The organism is Anabaena sp. CCY 9910 (assembly GCF_963920875.1).
Lineage (GTDB): Bacteria > Cyanobacteriota > Cyanobacteriia > Cyanobacteriales > Nostocaceae > Trichormus > Trichormus variabilis.
Genome location: NZ_CAWUDJ010000001.1, coordinates 76,786 through 99,356, shown reverse-complemented (window position 1 = coordinate 99,356; position 22,571 = coordinate 76,786). Strand labels below are relative to the sequence as shown.

Sequence of the window (22,571 nt, the reverse complement as noted above, 5' to 3'; positions counted from 1 at the left end):
TTGGTAATTAGTTTTTACGATTACCTCTTACCAGTCACAAAAAATATTATCAACCTTCAAACAGAGATGATTTTTAAATAACAGCAAAAAAGCGCCTCCCGTTAAGGAGACGCTTTTTTGTTGAGTTAAGACTTCAGAATTAACCGTTGATAGCAGGAGCGGTTAAAGCAACAGGAGCAACTTCACCAGCAGCCAAGTCTAAGGGGAAGTTGTGAGCGTTACGCTCGTGCATTACTTCCATACCCAAGTTAGCGCGGTTGATGATGTCAGCCCAGGTATTGATTACACGACCTTGTGAGTCGATGATGGATTGGTTGAAGTTGAAGCCGTTCAAGTTGAACGCCATTGTGCTTACACCCAACGCGGTAAACCAAATACCGATTACAGGCCATGCAGCTAGGAAGAAGTGCAATTGACGGCTGTTGTTGAAGGAAGCGTATTGGAAGATCAAGCGACCGAAGTAGCCGTGTGCTGCAACGATGTTGTAGGTTTCTTCTTCTTGACCGAACTTGTAACCGTAGTTTTGCGATTCGTTTTCGGTTGTTTCACGAACTAAGGAGGAAGTTACCAAGGAACCGTGCATTGCGGAGAACAAGCTACCGCCGAATACACCAGCTACACCTAACATATGGAAGGGGTGCATCAAGATGTTGTGTTCTGCTTGGAACACGATCATGAAGTTGAAGGTGCCGGAGATACCCAAGGGCATACCATCAGAGAAGGAACCTTGTCCGATGGGGTAGATCAAGAATACTGCTGTTGCTGCTGCTACTGGTGCAGAGAAGGCTAGGCAGATCCAAGGACGCATTCCTAAGCGGTAGGATAGTTCCCATTCACGACCGAGGTAGCAGAATACGCCGGTCAAGAAGTGGAAGATTACCAATTGGTAAGGACCACCGTTGTACAACCACTCGTCAAGAGATGCTGCTTCCCAAATTGGGTAGAAGTGCAAACCGATGGCGTTGGAGGAGGGAACAACTGCTCCGGAGATGATGTTGTTTCCGTAGATTAAGGAACCTGCTACTGGTTCACGGATGCCGTCGATGTCTACTGGAGGTGCGGCGATGAAGGCGATGATGAAGCAGGTGGTTGCAGCTAGCAAGGTGGGGATCATGAGTACACCGAACCAACCGATGTATAAGCGGTTGTTGGTGCTGGTAATCCACTCGCAGAACTGTTCCCATACGTTGGCGCTTTTGCGCTGTTGTAAGGTTGCGGTCATGTTTTTATAATTGCGGTTAGTTATTTATGAATCAGGCGGTTGTTTTTTGCCTGTGTAATTAATTTACACTACTTTACAAAATCTCAGCATCTTTTTAATATGAGTAAAAACTATACAAATTGTCAGCTTTGCTTATCTAAAAGCACAGATCCTGACTACAGGAAGCTATGATGCTGCTAAGTAGAGGGCAAGCGTAGGAACAAAAACAGATAAACTACAGTGATCGCCCAATGAAAAATGGGCATTGCATAAATGCGGCATGATTTGTATCACGCAGAGACGCGGGAAGGATAAAGAGTTTGAAATTTCAGCACATCAAATTTCGTCCCTTGATTCAGCAACGCCGGAAAATGAAACTCGTGTCATCGGGGCTACCTACGTTCGTTCTCTCCACCTCTGTGCGTGAGTAACCCATACAATAGTAATCGCAAGCCATAAGTCATCCCTACCAGTGAACTCACCTGCTACCAGCAATTCTGCTCAAACTCAATCGCGCAAAGCAGACCATATCCGCATCTGCTTAGAAGAAGATGTACAATTCCGCGACACTACCAACGGACTAGAGCGTTATCGCTTCAACCATTCTTGCTTACCAGAAATAGATCGCAACGATATTGATCTGAGCGCAACTTTTTTAGGTAAAAAGCTGAATGCACCTTTGTTAATCTCCTCCATGACTGGAGGAACCGAACAGGCGGGAATTATTAACCAGCGTTTAGCCGGATTTGCCCAAGACTATAAATTCGCAATGGGTGTCGGTTCCCAAAGGGTAGCGTTGGAAAAACCCCAAGTAGCCGACACTTTTGCCATCCGCAAGTATGCGCCTGATGTGCTGCTATTCGCTAATGTAGGTGCGGTGCAACTTAACTATAAGTATGGTTTAGACGAATGTCTGCGTATCATCGATATGCTAGAGGCGGATGCTTTGATTTTGCATATCAATCCCTTGCAAGAGTGCATTCAGCCCAAGGGTGATGTAAATTTTCAAGGATTGCTTGACAAGATATCGGAGTTATGCGGAGAGTTGTCAGTACCAGTAATTGCAAAGGAAGTGGGCAATGGCATTTCCGGCGCAATGGCTAAAAAGTTGATCGCTGCGGGAGTACAAGTAATCGATGTGGCTGGCGCGGGTGGTACTTCCTGGGCAAAGGTAGAAGGAGAAAGGGCAGAGAATTCTATGCAAAGGCGGTTAGGTAGAACCTTTGCAGATTGGGGAATACCCACAGCAGAGTGTATTACTAGTGTGAGAGCGATCGCCCCCCACATTCCCTTAATTGCCTCCGGCGGTTTGCGTGATGGACTTGATATAGCCAAAGCGATCGCCTTAGGTGCAGATATCGCCGGTTTAGCCATGCCTTTTCTGCAAGCGGCGGTAGAGTCGGAAGTTGCTCTACAGGAATTAGCTGAGGTATTAATTGCAGAAATCACCACAGTATTATTTTGCACTGGCAACGCTACTTTACATCAGTTAAAACACTCTGGCAGTTTACAGCGCCTACAATAAATGAATAGGTAAGAATGGTTAGGCGTGATTGACTTACCACTAATGACTAAATAACTAATAACTAATGAGTAACTTCTTTAAACAAACTCTTGCTAGCTTACTAGGCACATTATTAGGACTGTTTCTGTTCGCTGGTGCAGGTACTACAGGACTTTTATTATTATTATTTGCTGCTGCTAGTTCCAGCAATACCAGCCCAGTAGTTAAAGATAAATCAGTAGTAGTTCTAGACTTGTCCATGAACATCACCGACAGAGAACCAAGTGCTGGCGAGGAACTACAAAATAGATTTTCCGGCGTAACACAAGAGCGGATGACACTTCGTAATGTTATCGATAGTTTAGAAAAAGCACAACGAGATAAACGCATCGTTGCTATTTACCTAGATGGTAGTCGTGGAGGAAATAATCTGGGTTTTGCATCGTTGAAAGAAATCCGCAAAGCTCTAGAAGAATTCCGTAAATCTGGGAAAAAGGTAATCGCCTATGGTGTGTCTTGGAACGAGCGGGAATATTACCTCAGTTCGGTAGCTGATACTATTGCACTTAACCCCTTGGGTGGACTAGAAATCAACGGTTTGAGTAGCCAACCAATGTTCGTCGCCGGAGCCTTGCAAAAGTATGGTATTGGCGTTCAGGTTGTAAGAGCCGGAAAATTTAAGGGAGCAGTTGAACCATTCGTGTTAAACAAACTAAGTCCCGAAAACCGCGAACAAACTCAAAAATTATTGGACGATGTTTGGGGTGAATGGCGTAACACCGTTGGCAATAGCCGTAAAATTAACCCACAAAAACTACAAGCGATCGCCGATAATCAATCATTATTGGAACCAACAGAAGCTAAAACTAACGGCTTAGTCGATCAGGTAGCGTACAACGATCAAGTAGTTGCTGACCTGAAGAAATTAACAGGTAGCGATAAAAAGGATAATACATTTACTCAAATTAGCCTGCGCCGATATGCTCAAGTACCCGGACAGTCTTTAGGTGTGGCAAGAAACTCTAAAAATAAGATTGCCGTAGTTTATGCCGAAGGCGATATTGTCGATGGTAAAGGCGATGATGGGCAAATAGGAGGCGATCGCTTCGCCCGCATCTTTAATAAAATTAGACAAGATGAAAATGTCAAAGCAGTCGTCTTACGCATCAATAGTCCTGGTGGTAGCGCTACAGCATCGGAGGTAATGCAGCGAGAAATACGCCTGACTCGTGAAAGCAAACCCGTTGTTGTATCTATGGGTGATTATGCCGCTTCTGGTGGTTACTGGATAGCCACCGACTCCAACCGAATTTTTGCCGAGCCGAATACAATCACTGGTTCCATCGGTGTATTTGGCGTGCTATTTAACGGGCAAAAGCTAGCAAACGATAATGGTATCACTTGGGATGCTGTCAAAACGGGACGTTATGCAGATTCTCAAACCGTCGCTCGTCCGAAATCACCCCAAGAGATAGCAATTTACCAGCGCAGTGTTGACCGCATTTACAATATGTTTGTCAACAAAGTTGCTCAAGGTCGCAAGTTACCCACACAAAAAGTAGCCCAAATCGCCCAAGGTAGAGTTTGGTCTGGTGTAACTGCAAAACAAATTGGTTTAGTCGATGAAATCGGTGGTCTAAACGCCGCCATAGAATACGCGGCTAAAGAAGCGAAACTAGGTAAAGATTGGCAATTAAGAGAATATCCCAGAGAAAGCTCATTTGAAGAGCGCTTTTTTGGCGGAGTAGTCGAGGAAATTAGTACGACTTTGGGAATTGAGAAGTTAGACGTTAAACCAAATGACCCATTAACAGTACAAATCCGAAAAATTCAACAGGAAATCTCTGTTTTACAGACCATGAACGACCCACAGGGTGTTTATGCGCGGTTACCAGTTAACTTAAAAATAGAGTAATTCTACAGATTAACTAAAAAATTTATGCACAAGAAATACACAGTCTAAACCTTGGCGAAGCCTCTCGCACAGAAGCGTCACTGTAAGTCCTTGACTTTGATATTCACGGCTATCCCTTGTAAAGAACCTACATTTATTACACACCCTTACACCCTTACACCCTCACACCCCTATCCCTGATCATCTTCCTCAATTTCTTGCCATCCGTGCATGGATGATATGCGCTTGATCGCCCATTCCAAAATCATTGGTGGTGCTGCGGAAAGAAAAATACTGGGATAAACAGCAGTACCCCAATGAGGATGGACGATCACACAACACTTGTTTTTTAAGACAGGGTAATTAAGTAAAGCCTTGACAACTGCTGTATCATTATGGGGAATCACCCCTGGGCGGGAAAGTAAAGGGTAACCAGTGCGAGGATCTATGAGGTCTGCTAGATAACCGCGATCGCGCAAATCAAAAGCTAAATCGCAGCCAAATCTCATAAACTTTTCTCGCAGATGTTCTTTTTCTCTCTCTATTTCTGCTGTGCTTCTCACCAATGGATATTTTGATTGCTGTAAGACAATCACAACCCAAAATAGAGTTTGCTCTTGCCAGTCTGGTAATATCCGTTCGCGGTTGGCACAGATATACTGACTGGGGTCATGAATAGAAATTTGAACTGCTTGTCCCTGTTTGCCAACCAAATTAATGGGACGGCTTTGCTCCGCAGTATAAGCTCTGGGATAGTTCACCACATTGATTCGGTTTTTGCAACTTTTTAATTTATTCTTTAGAGTCGATGATAACTCTTAATACTTCCAAAAATTCATAAAATTTTCAGCAATAGTTATGTCTTAGGGAAAATTTAGCCCATACATTGCCAAGTTTTAATCTAATTTTTATATTTTATTAACCTCACCTAGTAATTTGTAATTTGTCATGGGTTATGCTAACAAATTTAATAATTATTACAGTCCCATTACCTATTACCCATGACCGCTTCTGAGAGCAGAAAATTTTACTAATCTAAGAGAGAGGACAGTTACAGACACCCAATTAATCAAGTTTTAAAGCATTCACCGGCACTTCATCCCAAGAATTGACTGTTCTTAAGCGCGCTACCCAGCCAGAAGCCTTTTGATTATCCGTTAAGTTATTTTGAAACGACGCATGGCAATCTTGGGCTTGGGACTCGTTGCAAGAGGCAATACAGGCATGAATCATACCCGATGGATCAATCTGCTCATTTACCCAAATAGTCATAAACTACCCTCTGAAAAACGATTTACTCTTTCCGAATACTGGTTAGAATTAAAAATTCTACAGCAAACATCCCCGTTAACATCAGTAATTAGTAACAATAAAATACAATTACCAATTACTTAATACAGTAATTCGTAGCGACTTCTCTATCTAGCTCTGGGTTTAAATTTCAACCCTGCTTGCCTCTCCTCTCGTAACGACGACGGTAGAGTAATTCTAACTGTCCTCCATACTCCTGAATCCAAGCTATTTGACGCTGATAGAAACCCCGGAAACTATTAGCAAAAAACAGGGTAAAGATAGCAACAACTAAGCCAGATGCAGTAGAAACTAAGGCTTCACTAATACCAGCCGTCACACCAGCCGTTTTTGTTCCTCCCACATCACCGATGTTTAAAGATGCAAAGGAATTAATTAATCCCAAAACAGTACCAAGTAAACCTAATAAGGGTGCGAGACCAATTATGGTATCAAAAATATTTTGAAAGCGTTTGAGTACAGGTATCTCAGCTTGGGCTTCACTTTCTAAAGCCAATCGAAATTCCTCTGGTGTCGGCTCCTCCAATTCTAAAGCAGCGAGAAAAATTCGCGCGATGGGCAAATCGACATTTTGCCGTAACGCTTCCAAGGTGCTAACTACATTATCTAGCTGGTAAAGTCTAAGAACTTCCCGTACTATGCGGTTTTGCTTGCCCGAAATTCTTACCCAAAAGCTGATACGTTCGATGATTAGCGCTACTGCTAATAAAGAGAACGCCAGCAGAGGCCACATAACCACGCCACCGGCTGTAAATAGATTCAGAATTCCCATCTGTTGCTCAACTCATTGATGCAAAACCAGATTAGCAGATTAGTAGTGAAGATAGAGAATGCTATGATTTTTAATACCTAAAAGTATCTAATCGGCTAAACGGATGGGAATTTTTATGACAAATTTTGTTCCCTGTCCTAATGATGAAATGCACTGTAAAGTGCCACCATGTTTTTCGGTAATAATCTGGTAGCTAATCGATAGTCCCATACCAGTTCCTTTTCCCACGGGTTTAGTTGTAAAAAAAGGATCAAACAAACGAGATTGTACCTCCAGGGGAATTCCTCTGCCGTTATCAGCAATCGCAATCACGACGCTTTCATCCTCCTGGCAGGAAGTAATGTGAATAGTTGGTTCTGGACAAAGCCCATCATAGAATGCTTCTTCTAGGGCATCAATGGCATTGGCTAAGATATTCATAAACACTTGGTTCATTTGCCCTGCAAAACAAGGAATTTTGGGAATATCACCATACTCTTTGACAATTTCTATTTGTGGACGATGCTTATCAACAATTTCCTTTTTGTTGAAATTATCAGTGATGGCGTTCTGCCGACTGTAGGCGATCGCCTTGACAGTTTGTGATTTAATCCGGTGTTGTAAGATTAGTAATGTACTATCAATGCCTTCATGCAAATCAGCCGTTTTAAACTCAGCTTCATCCAAACGAGAAAATATCCGCAAACTCAGCACAATTTCGCGGATACGAGATGCGCCTATTTTCATCGAAGCCAATATTTTTGGCAAATCTTCTATGACATATTCAATCTCAGCATCTTCTTGCGCTTCTTGAATCTCTAGCTCTGGGTTGGGGTAATATTTTTGATAAAGCTGAAATAAGTTAAGTAGTTGCTGAATGTATTCGTCAGTATAGTTGAGGTTTCCGTAAATAAAATTAACTGGGTTGTTGATTTCGTGGGCAATACCAGCAACTAATTGTCCCAAAGAAGACATTTTCTCATGCTGGATTAATTGTGTTTGTGTAAGTTTGAGTTCCTGTAAAGTATTTCTGAGGGAAATATTTTTTTGTTGCAGTGCTTGTGTCCGCTCTTCAACTCTTTGTTCTAATGTTTGGTTATAAGCTTCTAGCTTTTTTTGCCCTTCGTATTGTTCCGCCAGTAGTAACTTGACTTGTTTAATCAACTGATTTAGGGAAATAGCTAGAATACCAACTTCGTCTTCTGTGTTAACGGAGGCTTGGAGATTAAAGTTAGAGTCTTGGGTAACTCGTTGTGCAACCTGAGTAACTGCTTGCAGGGGACGAGTAATTGTTCTTGTAGTTAAAAATCCAGCGATCGCTACAATAACACTACCCAGCACATACAAAAACCCCAAATGTTGCCACAGTTTCCATTGTGATGCTTTTAGTACTGATGTCGAATACAATACCGTGGTTGTCAAGGCCTGAGTAGTTCCTGAAAATAGGATACTCTTCGCTAAATAGTTATGTTTATTAACTATTATTTGTTTTACTGGCATATCAGGTGTGGGAAATTGCCAGTTACCTTGCTGCGCAGCTAATAGGGTTGTCGCAACTATACGATTATTTTTTTGGGTGATGAGATGTTTAGAAGAACCAGTCGCAATTTTTCTTAATAGAGTATTATCTACTGAGTTACCAATAATGATTCCTCCTAGTAATCCTGTCGCTGATTTGATTCCATAAGTTACGGTCTGGATAACTTGTGTACCATCTTCCGTATCTACCAAATCAGTGAGTTGCGCCCCACTGCTAGCACTACTGCTAATTAATTTATCCAAAAGTCTAACTTGGGATAGTGAATTACTACGTAAATCCGTGAGGACGTTACCTTGAGGATCAACTACCTTCAGCCAATCTAATCCTAATACCGTTCTTAGTGGCAATAATATCTGCAATAATAAATCTTGATCCCGTTCCTCAATAGCTCGGCGAAGCTTATCTTGATAGGAAATTAGTTTGATTTCAGTTTCTAGAGTTTGCTGTTCGTACTGAAAATCCTGATAGACCCGCTCAGTAAAATTATTGACATCTTGACGAAAATTCTGTTCTAAACTTTCTGTAAACCAATGCCCTGTAACTACTAAACCCAACAAAAAGACACTTAGATAAACTATGAGTAGTGGTATGACAATTTTTTGGCTTAGATTTAGCTGCCGAAAAAATCTCTGCATAGTAAGTTATTGAATTGATGAAGTAGGGATAAAACCATTATTTTTGAGGATATTCTCGCCTTCTTTGCTAAATATAAAGTTAATAAAATTCTCTGTAGAGGCGGAAGGTTTTTTATCCCAAACTATGCCAATCTGACGTGCCATTTGGTATTTACCACTAGTGAAATTTTCAACCGTGGGGGCAACACCATTGAGATTGAGGCGATTGATTGGTAATTTATTAATTATAGAAGTTGCTAAAGAAAAAGCACCAAGAGAATTAGGCGTAATCTGTAAAGTTTCAATTAATTCTCCTTCTTTATTCAAAATAACTGCTTTAGTTGTAGTTTTATCTTCACCTAAATAGTATTTTCGCAATAATTTTTTTGCTGACTCGTCCTCAGGTCTATCCAACACAATAATGTTTGCTTTATTGCCACCCAATTCCTGCCAATTAGTAATTCTACCTTGATAAATTGCTTTTAACTGCTTATTCGATAAGTTGGTAACACCTTTCACATTTTTGTTAGTAGCAACTAATAACAAATCCTTTGCCAATTCACGATATTGAATCTGACCATTATCTTCTGCTTTCTTAATTTTATGGCTGCTACCAGCAATATCAATGATGTCATTTTTTAAGGCAGCGATCGCTCCTTCTGACTGATTATCAGAAATAAATTCTATTTTGACGTTTTTATTTTGAGCTTGATAAGCTTTTGCTAATAGTTTTAACACTGTAACAGTGGAGCTAGAACCACCAATTTTAATGATTTTTTGGTTTGTAGAACTAGTAGAACTAACAACTTGATTAGAGGTTTTGGGTGTACTGGAGTTAATTGATGCACAACTGCACAGACCTAAAAGTATACTTCCGATGATTATTGAGTCAGCAATCTTAGTCATGGGTGAATCTCCAAATATCTCTAAACCACTATTAGGTTTAGACATTCCCACATTAATATTCCCTCATTATCATCGAGAGTAACAGTATTGGATATATACTAGTACTTTAAAATACCTTAAATATTGGATTAAATTACAGTATTTTTACTATGCAAAAGCCCGAAAAGCTTTTATTTACGTTAAATAAGATTGAAGTTAGTGTGAAATATTGGTCACTAACTTTACATAAATATATTATTGAGATTTTCTTTTAATTAGCTGTGCTGTAGAAACTCAACTGTGGGTAATAAAGGGTCAGTAACTACGGCGACACCAGTAAAACCCCAGCGTTTGAGCAAACTTCCCAACTGTATACCGGGAATAGATTCAATAGTAAAGCGATGTGCCACATCTGCCGCATGAGTATTCAGATAGCTTAAAGCCTCAAAATTTTCTCGAAATAATAACAAATAGCCAGACTCATCCTCATTGGGACGAGCAGTAATATAACGACCATCAGCTTTTGAGCGTATTAGGTAATGTACTTCGGACAACATGGGAAGATGGGTGAGGAGAACAGTTAACTATTCTAAACGGATGCGCGGGTCGGCTACTTTTAGTAATAAATCGGCTAGTAAGTTGCCTACATTAAGTAAAACGGCACTCATGACTAAACTGGCCATGACTAAATACTGGTCTTTGGCGATGACTGCTTGCAAAGTTAATCTACCTAAACCTGGCCAATTGAAGAATTGCTCGGCGATAAATGCACCACCTAATAAACCTGCTAACTCAAAGCCTAACAGAGTAATCAGGGGATTAATGGCATTACGCAGTGCATGAACGTAAATCACGCGATTTTCTGGTAGTCCTTTGGCGCGTGCTGTTTGAATGTAATCTTGCCGCAGTACGTCTAATAATTCGCCGCGAGTGATGCGTTGTAAACCGGCGAAACTGGTGATACTTAAGGCGATGGTAGGTAAAATCATGTGCCAGCCGATATCAATAATTTTACCGAACCAAGATAAATCAGCGTGATCGATGCTTGTCATTCCACCTACTGGAAACAGAGGCGAACTGACTTGAGCAAATACGAGCAGAAACAACACAGTAATAAAGCTGGGGAATCCCTGTCCGGTGTAGCTAATCACCTGTAGAATTCGGTCAGTGGCTCGATTTTGTTTGACAGCAGCAACGATACCTAAAGGAATAGCGATCGCCCATGTCATGATTAAAGAAGCGATCGCTAATACTAAAGTTGCTGGTATTCTTTCCCATAACAGTGATGAAACTGAGCGCTGGTAAACAAAACTCGTCCCAAAATCTCCTTTGGTGAGAATCCGCCATAACCATAGCCAAAACTGTTCTACCCAAGACTTATCTAAACCAAATTGTCTTTTGAGTTCTTCGATGCGTTCGGGTGAAATTTTCGGATTTTGCCGCAATGTATCTACATAGTCCCCTGGGGATAATTTCATGATGAAAAACGACAGTGCTGAAGCCAAAAACAAAGTCAACAGCGCCTGCAAAATCCGCTTCACCACATAAATAAACGTCTCGCTGGTGACTAGCCTAATCAGCCAATCCCAACTGCTTTCCCAGGTAATTCTTGTAGATGTCATGGTTGTCAGTTGTCGGTTGTCAGTTGTCAGTTGTTGGGTTTCTTACTACCTTAACTAACGCGGTGTGCAACTTTCTCTTAAACCTAACCCCCAACCCCTTCCCTACTAGGGAAGGGGAGCAAGATTAAAAGCCTCTCTCCGCTTGCCTAACGGCAGGCTAACGCCAACGGGGAGAGATTTGGAGAGGAGTTCTAAGAATAAGTTGCACATCCCGTTACCTAATATTCCACTAAGGAAATAATGGGTACATCAGGCAGATGTTTTCGCCCTTGTAAATCCCGTAGCTCGATAATAAACCCAAACCCCACTAATTCGCAGCCGATTTGCTGCACTAGTTTGGCTGTGGCGCTGGCTGTGCCACCTGTGGCAATCAAATCATCTACAATTAACACTCGACTATCTGGATGTAAAGCATCCCGATGTACTTCTAAACAGTCAGTGCCATACTCTAGTTCATATTCAATCGAGTGAACTGCTGCGGGTAACTTACCTTTTTTGCGGACAGGAATAAAACCAGCCCCTAATTTATAGGCTAAGGGAGTACCAAAAATAAACCCCCGTGACTCCATACCAATAACGTAATCTATATCTAAGTTTGCTTCAAAGCATTTTTCCGCTAAAAAGTCAATAGTATATCGTAATCCTTGGCGATCGCGCAGTAGAGTAGTGATATCTCGAAATAAAATTCCGGGCTTAGGAAAATCAGGGATGTCACGAATGAGAGATTTTAAATCCATAGATTGGGGATTGGGGATTGGGTAATGGGGATTGGGTACTGGGGATTGGGGGTTATCAGTTTGGAGTCAGGAATCATCACTCCTCATAGTTCCTTTTCTTCATCTCTAGTTCTTAGTCCCCAATCCCTAGCCCCTTACTTACACCTGAAAAATCGTACACTATAATGTCATACGCCTGGGATAAAGGCTACTGTATCGTTATCCATTGACGATAGAGGGAATCTACATCAAGCTTAAATATGGATTTATACTCATAAAACAGGAGAATAAAATTATGCTTTAAAGACACAGATGTACTTATAGGTCAATTTCTGAGTAAAACAATTTAAGTAATGTGTATATCAAATAGCCAGGCTGATGCCGCAAGTTTAATCTTGTAGTTTAGCTGTTTATCTTAAATTAGTTGTACTAGTTTTATCTAGTCTATTAGAACTGCACAAGGTATTTGAGAGAATGAATGCTTCCGCTAGCTTAACGCCGTTTAACAGTCCAACGCCTCCATCCCTGCCGATGATTTTGGAGACTTTACCAGATCCTGCGATCGCTGGACATGGATGTCCTGCACGCACCAGGTTGCAAATTGATTTAATTTTACTGGCAATTGAAGCTTTAGAACTGGGTGGTTCTGAAGCTATCCTGACGTTTGCGGCAGAATTGGACTTGAAGGGAATTGTCAAAGATCGGGTGAATTTGTGGCGAATGCGGAGTTCCAACCCGATTAGACGAGCGCATATTCGCCGCCCTTTAACCATCATGGAAGCAAAGGCTTTAGTCGTGATTGCTTGTTACATAGCTCGGCGCTTAACAGTAGTCATCCGCCAGATGTTGATGATTTGTCAACAAATGAATGACAAGCAAATTCCCCTGGAACAGAACTTACGCCTATCTAATTATTTAGAAAGATTTAGAGCGCATTTTAAGAGTAGAATGAATGCCCGCCGTTTTGGTGCATTAGCATTAAATTCTGATGAAAAATTAGATGAACTAGCGATAAATTTGTTAGGGCAATTGTTATTTTGTACTGGCACTGCTGGGATGCAGCGATTTTGGATCAGTCTATTTGACGGTGAAGTGGAATGAATATTCAACGAAAGTACAGTCTACCTAATTGTACGTTGCTTTTAGAAGGATTAAGTGATGCCAGTAGAGGTACAAATTTTCAGGAATTGCGCCCTGAACTGTCTATCTTAGTCAATGCAGAATGTTATTTATCTGGATACAATCAACCCTTGGTGGGAGGACGGGAATTTTTTGAAAGTTTAGTCCGAGCAGTAAGCGGTTATGCTCAAGAATTTTTGAGTAGTGTGCCGAATCCCCAAGCACACAACCAAGATTCAGAACTAGTGGAAATTCAAAAAATAGATACTAATCACCACAAGTTAATCGTACATTCTGAGAATGCACCAGAGGAATTTAATAGAAGTGCTAATTATAATAAACAACCAATTGAAATAGATTTAAATACGGTGCAGTTGTTTGATTTGGTGGAAGCTGTAGATCAGTTTTTCGCTGACACCCAAACTTTACCGGAGTTATCACTAGAATTACAACCAGTTACTAGACGTTATGGTGGTGCTAGTCAACTTGTCCTCAAACAGGCGGTACCGGCAACTATTGGCGTTTCCAGTTTAGCTGTAGCAGCGATCGCCTTTAGCCTCATTCCTGCGCCACAAATAAGGGTACCAGAGCCAAAACCAGAGGAGCAAACTAATTCCACCGCTCCCGTCACCAATCCCACCCCGACATCAACAACTACACCCGTAGCAGCAGCAACTCCCACAGCAACGGCGGTACCCATCCCAGAAGCAACTCCCACCGCTACACCCGCCGCTACAACACAACCCACTGTTAAAGATTTAGAAGCGCTTTTAAATACAGTTACAGAAATCACCGATCCTTCCCAGCTTAGGGCATTAAATCGGCAAGTTTGGAACCAAATCGAGCCAGCTTGGAATAGTCGTTCTGCCGTGAAGGAAAATTTGATTTATCGTGTCGGTGTGGCTGCGGATGGAGCCATTGTAGGTTACAAAGCAGTTAACCAAGAAGCAAATGCCGGGATTGAATTAACACCTCTGCCCAACCTGCTTTATAATCCGGCAAATCGTCCCCCCATTGCCAATGAACCGATCGCCCAATTTAAAGTAGTATTTACCAACAATGGTGTATTAGAAGTTAGTCCTTGGCGCGGTTATGTGAGAACACCAGAAGTAATCGGGGCAAAAATTACCGATGCTAAAACTGTCAAAGATTTAAACCAAAAACTTTTCGATACAGTACGTCAAAATTGGAGTGGTAAGCCCACTTTTACCAAAGACTTAAAGTATCGAGTAGCCGTCACCAAAGAAGGCACAATTGCTGACTATGAACCCCTAAATCAAGTAGCTTTTGACTATTTCCGCGAAACACCTCTACCCAGGATGTTCCAAGCCGTTTACGGTTCCAATGCAGCCGCACCTAACAACAAGGAACCTCTTGCACATTACCAAGTAGTCTTTCAACCCAGTGGCAAATTAGAAATCACTCCTTGGGAGGGATATAGGTAACTGGGGATTGGGGACTGGGGATTGGGGAGAGGAAATTATTACTCAGTATGGCCTACGCCCCTGCTAACAGCACTCGACGCTCCCCCTTCCCCTAGTACTTACGCTTCGCGTGTCAGTTGTTAGTTGTCAGTTGTTCAAAGGATCTGGTCTAATACCCCAACCCGCAAGCGGAATGGTTTTTACATATCTTTGCCACTGACTACTGACTACTGACCACTGACAAAACTCTATCCCCTTGTGGGTAGAGCTTTTATCTTGTAATTCTTCGCATATAACTTCCCCACAACTGGGCGGCTTGAGCGCTGCTACCAGAGGTAGGGGAATTATTATCGTTTCCTAGCCAAATACCTGTGACTAAGCGACGGTTGGGAATAAAGCCAATAAACCACAAGTCAACGTTTTTGTCGGTTGTACCCGTTTTACCTGCTTCCCCTAAACCAATAGCCGCGCTACGTCCTGTACCTCTGGTGATGACACCTTGCATTAAATCGGTCATCTGGTCGGCTATGGGTTGTGGTAAAACTCGCTTGTTAGCTTCGCGATCGCTATCAAAGGAATAAATCACACGACAGGTTTTAAAATCATTGCGATCGCTACAGTCGCTACTGTCTAAAATTCTATTAATGGCATGGGGTGGATTCCACACACCACGATTACCAATCGCCCCAAAAGCTCCCGTCATTTCCAAAACATTAACTACACTCTGACCCAAAACTAAACCCGGTACTGCCTCAAGTTGGGACTTCACCCCTAAACGTTGCGCCATTGATACTACCTTATCTAGCCCAACTTCTCTGGCAACTCTCAAAGCAATGGGATTTTCCGACAAAGCCAAACCCGTAGCAATATCTAAACTACCATCAGCACCAGAACGACAAGGCCTGTAAGTAAATCCCTGCCAAGTCAAAGGAGCGCAAGAATATGTCCTAGATGCCGGTATTCCTTGTAGCAGAGCTTGGGTATAAGCAAAAATTTTGAAGGTAGAACCAGGTTGTCTTTTAGCTTGTACAGCCCGATTGAACTGGCTAGTTCGATAGTCAGTTCCCCCTACCATTGCCAAAATACTACCAGTTCTACTATCAAGGGTCACCATTGCCCCTTGAGAAAAGCGAAAAGTTGAACCGGCCGTACTAACTGAATTCCGCAAAGCTGTTTCTGCTTGAGTTTGGATGGCTGGATCAAGTTGGGTTTCAATGATGTAATTACCCTCCCTGGCGGCTCCCTCCCCTAAAATTGCTTCTAGTTCTTGGAACACATAGTTATAAAAATAGGGGGCAATTGTTTTGGCTTGTTGTTCACAAACCTTGGGGCTAACTTGGACAGTGGATCTTCTGGCTCGGTTCGCTTCTTCTGACGTAACCTTACCCATTTCCAACATCCGCTTCACCACGCGATTGCGATAGTCGGCGGCTTCTAGTTTATTGGGGCCACTGCCACAAAAATCAAAAGCATTAGGCGCTGGTAAAATTCCCACTAAAGTAGCAGCTTCCGCCAAAGTTAATTCTTTAGCTGGTTTATCAAAATAAAATTGTGCCGCGTCTTCAAAACCGGAGGTATCTGCCCCCAAAAACACCCGATTTAAGTACATCAGCAAAACTTCATCTTTGCTGTAAAAGGCTTCTAGCTTCAAAGAAACGATCGCCTCTCGTAATTTCCGTCCCAAAGAGTCTTGTCTGCCGACGTAATCACGAAACAAGCTACGGGCGACTTGTTGGGTAATAGTACTGGCTCCTTGTTGAACATCGCCACTACGAGTATTGATTAATACTGCTCGTAAAATCCCCAAGGGATCAACCCCAAAATGCCAGTTAAAGCGGCTATCTTCAGAAGCGACCACCGCCGCCGACAAATAAGGGCCGAAGTCTTCTAACCGCTTCATGTCTACATGAGAAACCGTCCGAGGCTCACGTAATGGGGTACTACCATCACGGGCATAAACAACTACTGGAGCGCGAGTTGTTGTTGGTAAAGGCCTGACAGAGAATTTTAGCCACTCAACGCCAATAACCAATGCTAATAAGGCGCTAGCACCGCCTACGCCGTAGCCTGCCCAAGTCGCCGCCTTGACGTACCAGGGTGGCGGATCGACGTATTGTAGGCGCACAGAGGCAGCTAATTCTGGCGGCCCCAAGGTCAAAATATCGCCGTGGCGCAGTTCTAGGGTATGAACGCGCCGCTTACCGCGATAGATACCGTTAGTAGAATTTTCGTCTTTAATGATGAAAACCGGAGTACGCTGGCTAGAATCCCGCGATAAGGACAAATGAATTTGGCTAACTACTGGGTTGCGAATCACTATATCGCTGGATTTAGAGCTACGACCGAGAACATAGCGATCGCCTAGTAGGGGATACACCTCTGCTTTATCCGCCCCCGCATCCTGCACCCAGAGTTCCGGTACCTTGGCATTAGGCTTGAGCGCCAGCTTGGAAAAGTCAACCCTAGCTTGAATTGTATTGACTGCTTGCGTCAGTTGACCAAGTAAAGTTTGTGGCTTGTGAGGGGGTTGGGGGGAATTCATCGGCTATTTACATCACAATTTATTTGTACTGCGTGTGTCAGTTGTCATTTGTCATTGGTCAGTTGCTTTTGTTCTGGATTTCATTCCCCATTTCCTTGTGGGTGGTTTTAACAATCTTGTCCCCTGCCACTGACTACTGACTACTGACCAAACTTCATCACCTCGTAGGTGGAGTTTTTATTAGCTCAGATTCAGGCAAATACCAATCTCAACATAGGTCTTTCATCATTATTTTACTCTTAACCCAAAAATAATTTTGCTGTACGGGATTATTCTAGATTTAATCTTACACCAACATTATATCTAGACCGTAAATACACTTTGTTTATTTCATTACTTTATGTTTACAGAGAAAATATTTGTAACTAATTAGTAATGCCCATTTTATCTAAATTTCAAACACTTAAACACAATATTTAACAGGTTTGATTTTGTACTTTTAGGCATCTCTTATCAAGAAATTACCAATGCAAATTTTACTGCTTGGACATATCTACTCTACAAACAACAAGGACAAACATCTTCCTAAATGAATATTTTCTAAAATTACGTTGTCTGATTTAATAGTGCGAAGTGTTCCGTTTCCGTGTGAGGTTAAGTTCAGAATGAAGGGAAAATCTCTGACTTTGATTGGTACAGCTTTGACTTTAGCTCTCACAGCTAATTTTGCTGTTGCACAATCTAGTAAATCCCAAATTGCCCAATCAAGTGAATCGTCCACAAGTTCACCAACGGAAATCCAGCTATCACCAGAAGGATTTGAAATTCTTTGTAAGCGTTTCCCCCTCAATTCCCGTTGTCAAGGCAATAGCGCAGTTACGCCTAGTGGTTCTAGCAATACTACCGTAGACACTCAGCCTGCATCTAGCGAAACTCCAGCAACCACAGCGCCGGATAGCACCACTCTACCTGCACCTAGCGAAACTCCAGCAACCACAGCGCCAGATAGCACCACTCTACCTGCACCTAGCGAAACTCCAGAAACCCCAGCACCAGGTAGCACCACTTTACCTGCACCTAGTGAAACACCCGTAACCCCAGCACCAGGTAGCACCACTTTACCTGCACCTAGTGAAACACCAGCAACCCCAGCGCCAGGTAGCACCACTCTACCTGCACCCAGTGAAACACCCGTAACCCCAGCACCAAGCAGTAATTCTCCTAGTACTGTTCCCGATTCTGGTGTACCTAAAACTCCTACTCCTGGTAACTAGACTTTCGTTCCAGGTGGCACAAAGACTATAGTTAAATAAGAAAAAGGCTAGGAATAATTGACCCTAGCCTTTTTCTCTATCTAGACCTGTGATGAGAATCAGGTGATTTCTGTAATGAGGCTAGTAGCAGGCAAACAATACCGATACTAATAAATGAATCTGCCATATTAAACACGGCAAAATTAATTAAGCGAAAATCCAGAAAATCAACTACATAACCTAAAGCAAACCGATCAATCCCATTACCCATAGCGCCGCCCAGAATCAAGCCATAACCGAGTTGATCCCAACGTTCTAAAACTGGGCCTAACAATGCCAACCCTATTAATAATAAACTTACTCCCAAAGATAACCAGCGCAGCCATTCTACTTTTCCACTAAACAAACTAAAAGCTGCACCAGTATTTGTGACGTAAGTAAAGTGAAATATTCCCGGTAAGATTGGTAGTGTCTCTCCTAAGCTAAAGGTTTGCACGACCCAATATTTGGTCAGTTGGTCTATAAAGAAAGCAATAAAGGCAGCTATCCAGAAAAGGCGATTTTTGAAACGCATGGCAAGTTTAGTCAATAGTCAACAGTCCATAGTCAACAGTCAAAAGTCTATAGTCCAAAGCAGTCATCATTAACTAATGACTAATGGCTAATGACTGATGACCAATGACTAATGACTAATAAAACATCAAGTGTCGCAACACATATGCTACTACAGAGACAGCACAGACTACAGCTAATTGTCCCGGAATCACCCACCAAGAGTAGACAAGGATTGATTGCATTAAGGGTATTGTGTCTGTGCCTTGCCAGTGAAAAAAAGACCTAATCATGAGATAAGCAATGCCACACAGGTGTACGCTTAATAAACCACAAATACAGCTAAAAGTGAGAGACTCTATTTTAGGTCTAGCTTGAAAGGCAAAAAATCCACAAATCCAAGCTCCAGGGATGAAGCCTAGCAAATAACCAAACTGTGATGCTTTCACATAACCGATATTACCGCCACCATCAGAAAAGACAGGGTGCAAAGTCAAACCCATAACTAAATAAGCAATTTGTGAGAGCGCACCAGCATTTTTACCCCCCAAACAACCTACTAAAAGTACCGCACCAACTTGATAGCTGACACCTAATGAAAAGGTTTGGATTCCTGTCTGACTCCAATTCCAAGGTAAGGTAATACCATAAGCTTCTAAAAAAGTACCTCCCATTGTTAGGAGTAAGCCAATCATAGACCAAAGTAGTTGATTTGAGGCGGCAATCATTTATCAGGCAAAAGGGGAAAGCAACAGCAACCAGTATAGGCATTAATTATGTGACTGAAATTCGTACTAATTTGTTCATATGTCCACTAGAATACTGAAGTTCGTTAGCTTGAATGGTTCTGAGTGCTGAGTAATGGGTATTGAGTGCTGTTAGCAATAGCGGGGCGTTGAGCCGCTTTTTGAGTGTTGCGTTGATAGCAGTGAATCATCACTTTCGCTACTTTCTTTAGTCATTTCCCCTCTATTACTCATTCCCCATCTGCCAGTCCCTAATCTCCAATTCCCTTTTCACCTATCCTGATGTAAACAGTTGATGATGGTTGCTGGGACTAAAAGATTAACTAGACTAAATATTCTATCTCTGCTTTTATTGTGCTTTTTTTGATAAGAATTTCATACAATTTATGTAATTTCCCTGTTGGCATAAGTTTTGTATAGGCTGAAATTTAGAGTCAGCGATCGCCTACCAAGGAAAATGGATTTTCATAATAATTATTTGCCAGTTTGCTTGTATAGTCCCTGTATATTTTTTTGCTCAGTAATATAGAGGAAAACTTGGGCAGTATATCTAAAAAAAATATATTTTTTCTTTGTTTTAACCTTTCGTTAACCTTAATACCTATCTATAAGGGGTAGCGTAGAAGCGCTCATCTGAAAATTTCCTCAAACAGACAGCGATGCTCTCATATATCAAGAGAATTAAAAATAACCGCATTCCAGTATCAATTACCGTATTAACACTGGCGATGAGTTTAGCTGCTTGTGGTGGGCAGCAAGGCTCAGACAATACTGCAACTCAAGATGGTTCATCTGGTACAGCTAAAGATGCTACAGCTTCCAGCCCAGTAAAATTGGATCTTGGTGGCAATGTCACATTAACTGGAGCTGGTGCATCGTTTCCTGCACCCTTATATCAAAGTTGGTTCACGGAATTAAACAAAAAGTACCCCAATTTACAAGTTAACTATCAGTCAGTAGGTAGCGGCGCTGGAGTTGAACAATTTATCCAAGGTACGGTAGATTTCGGTGCTAGTGACGTAGCCATGAAGGATGAAGAAATCCAAAAAGTACCACAAGACAAAGGTACTTTGTTACTACCAATGACTGCTGGTAGTATTGTCTTGGCTTATAATCTCCCTGATGTTGCTGACCTGAAACTACCAAGAGCAGTTTACACAGACATTTTGCTAGGTAATATTAAAACTTGGAACGACAAAAAAATTGCTGATGCCAACCCTGGTGTAAATCTTCCTAATCAGCCAATTACAGTTGTATATCGTTCCGATGGTAGTGGAACTACAGGGGTATTTACTAAACACCTCAGTGCCATCAACCCAGATTGGAAAAGCAAAGTAGGCGATGGTAAAACTGTTAATTGGCCTGTGGGTGTTGGTGCGAAGGGAAATGAAGGTGTAACAGCTCAAGTCCAACAAACCCAAGGCTCTATTGGTTACATAGAATATGGCTACGCCAAACAAAACGGACTCAAGTTTGCGGCGTTAGAAAATAAAGATGGTAAATTTGTGATACCCACAGAAGAATCAGCATCTAAAACTTTAGAAGCTGTCACCTTACCAACAGACCTCCGCGCTTTTATTGCAGATCCAGAAGGTGCAGAATCTTATCCTATCGTCACCTACACTTGGATTATGACTTATAAAAAATATGCTGATCCAGTGAAAGCAAAAGCAGTGGAAGCCGCAATTGAGTATGGTTTAACAGAAGGGCAAAAGGTCGCCGCAGAACTGGGGTATGTTCCCCTACCTCAAAATGTGGTGGCAAAGGTAGCGGCTGTGGCTGACCAAATTAGTCCAGATTATAAAATTGCAGTAAGTGGCAACACAAGCGCTAGCAAGTAATCAATCCAAAAATTGATTGACTAATCAAATCACTTGGTCACCGTAAAAGCTTAACGTTGATTAGGTTATGTGGCTGGTTTTGAGATTTTAGTACAGCCACAAGTTAATAAATCTACTTGCTTCTCACATTTTCCTCTGATTTAATCTTGAAAGTCAGTATTCATGGCTACAAACTCTCAAAATCTGCCATCAGCTATTAAAAGTCGCTCTGAAGCAGACAGATCCCTAGATCGAGGCTTTATTTGGCTGACTCGGATTTTTGCTTTGGCGATCGCTGGTACTCTGTTATGGATAGCTCTACAAGTCACTATTGCTGCTTGGCCGGCTATCAAGGAATTTGGCATTGGCTTTTTAGCCAAAAGTACTTGGAACCCTGTTAATAACGATTATGGGGTATTACCCCAAGTTTACGGAACGATCATTAGTTCCTTTATCGGTTTATTAATAGCTGTACCAATAGGAGTGGGAACGGCTGTTTTATTAAGTGAAGATTTTCTGCCCGTCAAAGTACGTACTGTACTAGTGTTTTTAGTAGAGTTGCTGGCAGCTATTCCCAGCGTTGTCTATGGAGTATGGGGTATTTTTGTCTTAGTACCAATCACAACTAGTATAGGCAGATGGCTCCATAGTTCTTTGGGTTGGTTGCCCTTGTTTAGCACCCCTCCCACAGGCCCAGGAATGTTACCTGCGGGGGTGATTTTGGCAATTATGACTCTGCCAATTATTACAGCCATCTCCCGTGATGCCTTAATTTCTGTACCTCCAAGTTTACGCCAAGCATCGTTAGGATTAGGCGCAACACGCTGGGAAACCATTTTTCAAATTCTGATTCCATCGGCTTTTTCTGGCATTGTTAGTGCTGTCATGCTAGCGCTAGGACGGGCGATGGGAGAAACAATGGCTGTCACAATGCTGATTGGTAACTCCAACAATATTAGCCTTTCATTATTAGCACCAGCCAATACAATTTCTTCTCTACTTGCCAACCAATTTTCAGAAGCAAGTGGCTTGCAAGTCGCGGCTTTGATGTACGCTGCTTTAGTTTTATTTGTTTTGACTTTAGTAGTGAATATCTTGGCCGAATTTATAGTCCTCCGAGTCAAGCGAATTTAGCTT

The 22,571-nt window shown here is 42.0% G+C and carries 19 protein-coding genes; 7 read left to right on the top strand and 12 right to left on the bottom strand.

Annotated elements, in window-relative coordinates; all coding sequences use genetic code 11:
• Positions 1 to 139 precede the first annotated feature (139 nt).
• Complete coding sequence (gene psbA, locus ACM5QX_RS00460) at positions 140 to 1,222, bottom strand: photosystem II q(b) protein (protein WP_011318412.1); 1,083 nt, start codon at positions 1,220 to 1,222, stop codon at positions 140 to 142.
• Positions 1,223 to 1,673: 451 nt separating this feature from the next.
• Here psbA and fni point away from each other — a divergent pair, with 451 nt between their 5' ends.
• Both fni and sppA read left to right on the top strand, forming a co-directional pair.
• Positions 1,674 to 2,726, top strand: a complete 1,053-nt coding sequence (fni, locus tag ACM5QX_RS00455) for a type 2 isopentenyl-diphosphate Delta-isomerase (RefSeq protein WP_414751917.1) — start codon at positions 1,674 to 1,676, stop codon at positions 2,724 to 2,726.
• 64 nt (positions 2,727 to 2,790) lie between these two features.
• A complete protein-coding gene (gene sppA / locus ACM5QX_RS00450; protein WP_414751916.1) occupies positions 2,791 to 4,620 on the top strand; it encodes a signal peptide peptidase SppA in 1,830 nt (609 codons plus the stop codon).
• 170 nt (positions 4,621 to 4,790) lie between these two features.
• Here the strand turns inward: sppA and ACM5QX_RS00445 are convergent, their stop codons facing one another.
• From ACM5QX_RS00445 to ACM5QX_RS00410, 8 genes are all read right to left on the bottom strand, one after another.
• A complete protein-coding gene (locus tag ACM5QX_RS00445) occupies positions 4,791 to 5,363 on the bottom strand; it encodes a methylmalonic aciduria and homocystinuria type D protein (protein ID WP_414751915.1) in 573 nt (190 codons plus the stop codon).
• 301 nt (positions 5,364 to 5,664) lie between these two features.
• Positions 5,665 to 5,871 carry a hypothetical protein gene (locus tag ACM5QX_RS00440; protein ID WP_010998720.1) on the bottom strand — a complete coding sequence of 69 codons (207 nt, stop codon included), beginning with the start codon at positions 5,869 to 5,871 and terminating at the stop codon, positions 5,665 to 5,667.
• Between the two features lie 169 nt (positions 5,872 to 6,040).
• The gene (locus tag ACM5QX_RS00435) at positions 6,041 to 6,682 is read right to left on the bottom strand and encodes a MotA/TolQ/ExbB proton channel family protein (protein ID WP_414751914.1); all 642 of its coding nucleotides are present in this window, start codon (positions 6,680 to 6,682) and stop codon (positions 6,041 to 6,043) included.
• Between the two features lie 87 nt (positions 6,683 to 6,769).
• A complete protein-coding gene (locus ACM5QX_RS00430; RefSeq protein WP_414751913.1) occupies positions 6,770 to 8,836 on the bottom strand; it encodes an ATP-binding protein in 2,067 nt (688 codons plus the stop codon).
• 6 nt (positions 8,837 to 8,842) lie between these two features.
• Complete coding sequence (locus ACM5QX_RS00425) at positions 8,843 to 9,766, bottom strand: substrate-binding domain-containing protein (RefSeq protein WP_414751912.1); 924 nt, start codon at positions 9,764 to 9,766, stop codon at positions 8,843 to 8,845.
• A 209-nt stretch (positions 9,767 to 9,975) separates the two neighbouring features.
• Entirely contained in the window at positions 9,976 to 10,257 is a 282-nt protein-coding gene (locus ACM5QX_RS00420; RefSeq protein ID WP_414751911.1) for a hypothetical protein, read from the bottom strand.
• Positions 10,258 to 10,284: 27 nt separating this feature from the next.
• Complete coding sequence (locus tag ACM5QX_RS00415; protein ID WP_011319244.1) at positions 10,285 to 11,322, bottom strand: ABC transporter permease; 1,038 nt, start codon at positions 11,320 to 11,322, stop codon at positions 10,285 to 10,287.
• A 218-nt stretch (positions 11,323 to 11,540) separates the two neighbouring features.
• Entirely contained in the window at positions 11,541 to 12,059 is a 519-nt protein-coding gene (locus ACM5QX_RS00410) for an adenine phosphoribosyltransferase (protein ID WP_011319245.1), read from the bottom strand.
• 453 nt (positions 12,060 to 12,512) lie between these two features.
• Here ACM5QX_RS00410 and ACM5QX_RS00405 point away from each other — a divergent pair, with 453 nt between their 5' ends.
• On the top strand, positions 12,513 to 13,139 hold the full coding sequence (locus ACM5QX_RS00405) for a DUF3038 domain-containing protein (RefSeq protein WP_011319246.1): 627 nt from the start codon (positions 12,513 to 12,515) through the stop codon (positions 13,137 to 13,139).
• Complete coding sequence (locus tag ACM5QX_RS00400) at positions 13,136 to 14,602, top strand: DUF4335 domain-containing protein (protein WP_414751910.1); 1,467 nt, start codon at positions 13,136 to 13,138, stop codon at positions 14,600 to 14,602. Before ACM5QX_RS00405 ends, ACM5QX_RS00400 begins: the two co-directional genes overlap by 4 nt.
• 250 nt (positions 14,603 to 14,852) lie before the next feature.
• Here the strand turns inward: ACM5QX_RS00400 and ACM5QX_RS00395 are convergent, their stop codons facing one another.
• A complete protein-coding gene (locus tag ACM5QX_RS00395) occupies positions 14,853 to 17,123 on the bottom strand; it encodes a transglycosylase domain-containing protein (RefSeq protein ID WP_414751909.1) in 2,271 nt (756 codons plus the stop codon).
• Positions 17,124 to 17,728: 605 nt separating this feature from the next.
• On the opposite strand from ACM5QX_RS00395, the gene ACM5QX_RS00390 reads away from it, so the two are divergent.
• Complete coding sequence (locus tag ACM5QX_RS00390) at positions 17,729 to 18,337, top strand: hypothetical protein (RefSeq protein WP_414751908.1); 609 nt, start codon at positions 17,729 to 17,731, stop codon at positions 18,335 to 18,337.
• 76 nt (positions 18,338 to 18,413) lie between these two features.
• On the opposite strand, the gene lspA is transcribed toward ACM5QX_RS00390, so the two are convergent.
• Entirely contained in the window at positions 18,414 to 18,890 is a 477-nt protein-coding gene (gene lspA, locus ACM5QX_RS00385; RefSeq protein ID WP_414752241.1) for a signal peptidase II, read from the bottom strand.
• A gap of 115 nt (positions 18,891 to 19,005) precedes the next feature.
• Entirely contained in the window at positions 19,006 to 19,596 is a 591-nt protein-coding gene (locus ACM5QX_RS00380; protein WP_010998708.1) for a biotin transporter BioY, read from the bottom strand.
• A 677-nt stretch (positions 19,597 to 20,273) separates the two neighbouring features.
• Between ACM5QX_RS00380 and pstS the strand changes: the two genes are divergently transcribed.
• Both pstS and pstC read left to right on the top strand, forming a co-directional pair.
• A complete protein-coding gene (gene pstS / locus ACM5QX_RS00375) occupies positions 20,274 to 21,455 on the top strand; it encodes a phosphate ABC transporter substrate-binding protein PstS (RefSeq protein WP_011319251.1) in 1,182 nt (393 codons plus the stop codon).
• Between the two features lie 162 nt (positions 21,456 to 21,617).
• Positions 21,618 to 22,568, top strand: a complete 951-nt coding sequence (pstC, locus tag ACM5QX_RS00370; protein WP_414751907.1) for a phosphate ABC transporter permease subunit PstC — start codon at positions 21,618 to 21,620, stop codon at positions 22,566 to 22,568.
• Positions 22,569 to 22,571: the final 3 nt, after the last annotated feature.

Bases quoted from the DNA above. Each gene is read 5' to 3' on its own strand.
- psbA (WP_011318412.1), bottom strand. From the start codon at position 1,222: ATGACCGCAACCTTACAACAGCGCAAAAGCGCCAACGTATGGGAACAG.
- pstS (WP_011319251.1), top strand. From the start codon at position 20,274: ATGCTCTCATATATCAAGAGAATTAAAAATAACCGCATTCCAGTATCA.
- ACM5QX_RS00425 (WP_414751912.1), bottom strand. From the start codon at position 9,766: ATGTCTAAACCTAATAGTGGTTTAGAGATATTTGGAGATTCACCCATG.
- ACM5QX_RS00390 (WP_414751908.1), top strand. From the start codon at position 17,729: ATGAAGGGAAAATCTCTGACTTTGATTGGTACAGCTTTGACTTTAGCT.
- lspA (WP_414752241.1), bottom strand. From the start codon at position 18,890: ATGCGTTTCAAAAATCGCCTTTTCTGGATAGCTGCCTTTATTGCTTTC.
- ACM5QX_RS00430 (WP_414751913.1), bottom strand. From the start codon at position 8,836: ATGCAGAGATTTTTTCGGCAGCTAAATCTAAGCCAAAAAATTGTCATA.
- ACM5QX_RS00420 (WP_414751911.1), bottom strand. From the start codon at position 10,257: ATGTTGTCCGAAGTACATTACCTAATACGCTCAAAAGCTGATGGTCGT.
- ACM5QX_RS00400 (WP_414751910.1), top strand. From the start codon at position 13,136: ATGAATATTCAACGAAAGTACAGTCTACCTAATTGTACGTTGCTTTTA.
- ACM5QX_RS00380 (WP_010998708.1), bottom strand. From the start codon at position 19,596: ATGATTGCCGCCTCAAATCAACTACTTTGGTCTATGATTGGCTTACTC.
- ACM5QX_RS00440 (WP_010998720.1), bottom strand. From the start codon at position 5,871: ATGACTATTTGGGTAAATGAGCAGATTGATCCATCGGGTATGATTCAT.
- ACM5QX_RS00415 (WP_011319244.1), bottom strand. From the start codon at position 11,322: ATGACATCTACAAGAATTACCTGGGAAAGCAGTTGGGATTGGCTGATT.
- ACM5QX_RS00410 (WP_011319245.1), bottom strand. From the start codon at position 12,059: ATGGATTTAAAATCTCTCATTCGTGACATCCCTGATTTTCCTAAGCCC.
- ACM5QX_RS00405 (WP_011319246.1), top strand. From the start codon at position 12,513: ATGAATGCTTCCGCTAGCTTAACGCCGTTTAACAGTCCAACGCCTCCA.
- ACM5QX_RS00435 (WP_414751914.1), bottom strand. From the start codon at position 6,682: ATGGGAATTCTGAATCTATTTACAGCCGGTGGCGTGGTTATGTGGCCT.
- sppA (WP_414751916.1), top strand. From the start codon at position 2,791: ATGAGTAACTTCTTTAAACAAACTCTTGCTAGCTTACTAGGCACATTA.
- ACM5QX_RS00395 (WP_414751909.1), bottom strand. From the start codon at position 17,123: ATGAATTCCCCCCAACCCCCTCACAAGCCACAAACTTTACTTGGTCAA.
- pstC (WP_414751907.1), top strand. From the start codon at position 21,618: ATGGCTACAAACTCTCAAAATCTGCCATCAGCTATTAAAAGTCGCTCT.